This window comes from Geminicoccus flavidas (assembly GCF_009806515.1).
In the GTDB taxonomy this organism is placed as follows: Bacteria; Pseudomonadota; Alphaproteobacteria; order Geminicoccales; family Geminicoccaceae; genus Geminicoccus; species Geminicoccus flavidus.
On record NZ_WUJP01001102.1, the window covers coordinates 1 to 4,894 of the forward strand.

Genomic DNA, 4,894 nt, shown 5'->3' on the forward strand with positions numbered 1-4,894 from the left:
GCGCCACGACCGGCCCACCAGAGGTCTGTCCATCCCGGTCCTCTCGTACTAAGGACGGATCCTTTCACGTCTCCAACACCCACGGCAGATAGGGACCGAACTGTCTCACGACGTTCTAAACCCAGCTCACGTACCACTTTAATCGGCGAACAGCCGAACCCTTGGGACCTGCTTCAGCCCCAGGATGTGATGAGCCGACATCGAGGTGCCAAACCACTCCGTCGATGGGGACTCTTGGGAGTGATCAGCCTGTTATCCCCGGCGTACCTTTTATCCGTTGAGCGATGGCCCTTCCACGCGGGACCACCGGATCACTAGGGCCGACTTTCGTCTCTGCTCGAGCCGTCGCTCTTGCAGTCAAGCAGGCTTGTGCCCTTGCACTCAAACGGCTGGTTTCCGACCAGCCTGAGCCTACCTTCGCGCGCCTCCGTTACACTTTGGGAGGCGACCGCCCCAGTCAAACTGCCCACCATGCGGTGTCCCCGACCCGGATCACGGGTCTGGGTTAGACATCAAGCGAACCAAGGGTGGTATTTCAAGGACGCCTCCACCCTGGCTGGCGCCAGAGCTTCACAGGCTCCCACCTATCCTACACATGTTCCGCCTAATGCCAGCGCAAAGCTGCAGTAAAGGTGCACGGGGTCTTTCCGTCTGACCGCGGGTACCCCGCATCTTCACGGGGAATTCAATTTCGCTGAGCCGGTATCGGAGACAGTGGGGAAGTCGTTACGCCATTCGTGCAGGTCGGAACTTACCCGACAAGGAATTTCGCTACCTTAGGACCGTTATAGTTACGGCCGCCGTTTACCGGGGCTTCGATTCGGAGCTTGCACCCCTCCTCTTGACCTTCCGGCACCGGGCAGGCGTCAGACCCTATACGTCCTCTTTCGAGTTCGCAGAGCCCTGTGTTTTTAGTAAACAGTCGCCACCCCCTGGCTTGTGCCCCCCGCCAACAGTTGCCTGCCAACGGGGCCCTCTTCTCCCGAAGTTACGAGGGCAATTTGCCGAGTTCCTTCGATACCGTTCTCTCAAACGCCTCGGTATGCTCAACCAGTCCACCTGTGTCGGTTTCGGGTACGGTCTATACGTGGGAGCTGTTTCCTGGACGTCCTTCGCGGCATCCCCAATCCAGTAAGGGGATACAACTTACGGCCGCCGTCACTACCCACAGGCTCAGGAATGTTCACCTGAATTCCCATCGACTACGCCTTTCGGCCTCGCCTTAGGGGCCGGCTCACCCTGCGCGGATTAGCCTTGCGCAGGAACCCTTGGACTTTCGGCGGGAGTGTCTCTCACACTCCTTGTCGCTACTCATGTCAGCATTCGCACTTCCCATACCTCCAGCAAGCCTCACGGCTCACCTTCGCAGGCCTAGGGAACGCTCCGCTACCGCTCGTACAAGTACGAGCCCGCGGCTTCGGTGCATGGCTTGAGCCCCGTTACATTTTCGGCGCAGGACGTCTATTAGACCAGTGAGCTGTTACGCTTTCTTTAAAGGATGGCTGCTTCTAAGCCAACCTCCTGGTTGTTATGGACTTCCCACATCCTTTACCACTTAGCCATGACTTGGGGACCTTAGCCGGCGATCTGGGCTGTTTCCCTCTTGGCGACGGACCTTAGCACCCGCCGCCTGTCTGCCGTGCTCGAACACTTCGGTATTCGGAGTTTGGTTAGGTTTGGTAAGGCTTGCGCCCCCCTAGCCCATCCAGTGCTCTACCCCCGAAGGTCATACACGACGCGCTACCTCAATAGCTTTCGCGGAGAACCAGCTATCTCCGGGTTTGATTGGCCTTTCACCCCTAGCCACAGGTCATCTCCGTCTTTTTCAACAGACGTGAGTTCGGTCCTCCAGTGGGTGTCACCCCACCTTCAACCTGCCCATGGCTAGATCACCCCGGTTTCGGGTCTACCGCCGCCAACTATACGCCCTTATCAGACTCGCTTTCGCTACGCCTACACCTTGCGGCTTAAGCTTGCTGGCAACGATAACTCGCTGACCCATTATACAAAAGGTACGCCGTCACCCGCCCTTCGATCCGAAGATCAAAGTCAGGCTCCGACTGCTTGTAGGCATCCGGTTTCAGGTTCTGTTTCACCCCCCTTGTCGGGGTGCTTTTCACCTTTCCCTCACGGTACTGGTTCACTATCGGTCGTCGAGGAGTACTTAGGCTTGGAGGGTGGTCCCCCCATGTTCGGACAGGGTTTCACGTGCCCCGCCCTACTCGAGGACCACACCGAACCCCTACCCGTACGGGGCTGTCACCCGCTATGGCCCGCCATTCCAGACGGTTCCGGTTCGTTCGATGTGGCCACTGGCCTGATCCGCGTTCGCTCGCCACTACTAGCGGAGTCTCGGTTGATGTCCTTTCCTCCGGGTACTTAGATGTTTCAGTTCCCCGGGTTCGCCTCCCGTACCTATGAATTCAGTACGGGATACCGCAAAAAGCGGTGGGTTGCCCCATTCGGAAATTCCGGGATCAACGATCGCTCGCATCTCCCCCGGACTTATCGCAGCGTGCCACGTCCTTCATCGCCTCTCGACGCCAAGGCATTCACCAGATGCCCTTCATTACCTCATCACCACCCCACACCAGCGACCGGCCCGGATAAGTTGATCTTGCAAGATCAACCAGCCTGACCCTTCGCTCATGCAGAGCCCCACCGGCCCCATGGAGAGAGAGCCGGCAGGTATCACCACAAACCCCCCGCCCGCGCTGGCGCGGGCGAAGGATGCGTTGAGCATCCCGTGCGTCCCAATCCGGACAACCGGCCAGCCAGCCTGGTCAGAAACCAGAACAGCTGCCCGACCGCCCGGCGGTCACACAGTCAAGGAAAACACCATACGATGACAAACAGCATTCCCAACAAGGCCAACGCCTCGCGGGAAACCATCGTCGCGGCAGCGGGCTAACCCGCTCCCGGTCCGTGGAGCACTTCATCCCAGAACATCTCATGGACGCCCACTCACCCCCAACCGGGGGCAGTGGTGGGCCCGGGCCGATTCGAACGGCCGACCTCACCCTTATCAGGGGTGCGCTCTAACCGACTGAGCTACGGGCCCGAGCTGCCATGAAACTTTGGAGGGATGTGCGGACGGCGCTCCCCTTAACCAGAAACCGGGCAAGCCCGATCCCTTGCAGCAGGGAGGCAGTTTGTTGCCAGATCCAATGGATCTGGCTGCTGACCATGTCTTGCCCCCAGAAGGTCGTGAAACCTCTGACGACAAGCGGTCCAGAAAGGAGGTGATCCAGCCGCAGGTTCCCCTACGGCTACCTTGTTACGACTTCACCCCAGTCGCTGACCCGACCGTGGACGGCTGCCTCCCGAAGGTTAGCGCACCGGCTTAAGGTCGAACCAACTCCCATGGTGTGACGGGCGGTGTGTACAAGGCCCGGGAACGTATTCACCGCGGCGTGCTGATCCGCGATTACTAGCGATTCCACCTTCATGCACCCGAGTTGCAGAGTGCAATCCGAACTGAGATGGCTTTTCGGGATTTGCTTGGCCTCGCGACCTCGCTGCCCTCTGTCACCACCATTGTAGCACGTGTGTAGCCCAACTCGTAAGGGCCATGAGGACTTGACGTCATCCCCACCTTCCTCCGGCTTGTCACCGGCAGTCCCCGTAGAGTGCCCAGCCCAACCTGATGGCAACTACGGACAAGGGTTGCGCTCGTTGCGGGACTTAACCCAACATCTCACGACACGAGCTGACGACAGCCATGCAGCACCTGTGACCGCCCCCTTGCGGGACACTGCATCTCTGCAGCTAGAACGGCCATGTCAAGAGTTGGTAAGGTTCTGCGCGTTGCGTCGAATTAAACCACATGCTCCACCGCTTGTGCGGGCCCCCGTCAATTCCTTTGAGTTTTAACCTTGCGGCCGTACTCCCCAGGCGGTGTGCTTAAAACGTTAACTCCGACACCGAGAGACAAGTCCCCCGACATCTAGCACACATCGTTTAGGGCGTGGACTACCAGGGTATCTAATCCTGTTTGCTCCCCACGCTTTCGCGCCTCAGCGTCAGAACCGGACCAGTGAGCCGCCTTCGCCACCGGTGTTCCACCCAATATCTACGAATTTCACCTCTACACTGGGTATTCCACCCACCTCTTCCGGTCTCAAGCCACACAGTATCGAATGCAGTTCCGGGGTTGAGCCCCGGGATTTCACACCCGACTTACATGGCCGCCTACGCGCCCTTTACGCCCAGTAATTCCGAACAACGCTAGCACCCTCTGTCTTACCGCGGCTGCTGGCACAGAGTTAGCCGGTGCTTCTTCTCCGGGTACCGTCATCATCTTCCCCGGCAAAAGGGCTTTACGACCCGAAGGCCTTCATCACCCACGCGGCGTCGCTGGATCAGGGTTGCCCCCATTGTCCAAGATTCCCCACTGCTGCCTCCCGTAGGAGTCTGGGCCGTGTCTCAGTCCCAGTGTGGCCGATCATCCTCTCAGACCGGCTACGGATCGCAGGCTTGGTGAGCCACTACCTCACCAACTACCTAATCCGACGCGGGCCCATCCCAGGGCGTAAACTTTCCCCCAAAGGGCGCATCCGGTGTTACCTGCAGTTTCCCGCAGCTATCCCAGACCCCAGGGCAGGTTCCCACGTGTTACTCACCCGTCCGCCACTCACTCTTGCGAGTGCGTCCGACTTGCATGTGTTAGGCGCGCCGCCAGCGTTCGTTCTGAGCCAGGATCAAACTCTCAGCTTGATCGCTGACCATCTAGGCTCACGCAAGGTACCCATCAGAACCTCCGAAGAGTTCCAATGAACACCAGGATGCTCCAGACGATCATCCCCCCCAGCCAAAGCCAAAGAGAACGCCGCCCGCACATCCCTCCAAAACGCTCTATTCCAAGCGCTCCACCAACCAACGATGTCAAACAACA

Annotated in this window: 1 tRNA gene and 2 rRNA genes; all 3 read right to left on the minus strand. The window is 58.9% G+C overall.

Annotated features, from left to right (window positions below):
- Positions 1-2,579 (minus strand): 23S ribosomal RNA (locus EQG76_RS31060); the annotation flags it as partial.
- Between the two features lie 405 nt (positions 2,580-2,984).
- Positions 2,985-3,061, minus strand: a tRNA-Ile gene (locus EQG76_RS31065).
- A 174-nt stretch (positions 3,062-3,235) separates the two neighbouring features.
- Positions 3,236-4,716, minus strand: a 16S ribosomal RNA gene (locus EQG76_RS31070).
- Positions 4,717-4,894: the final 178 nt, after the last annotated feature.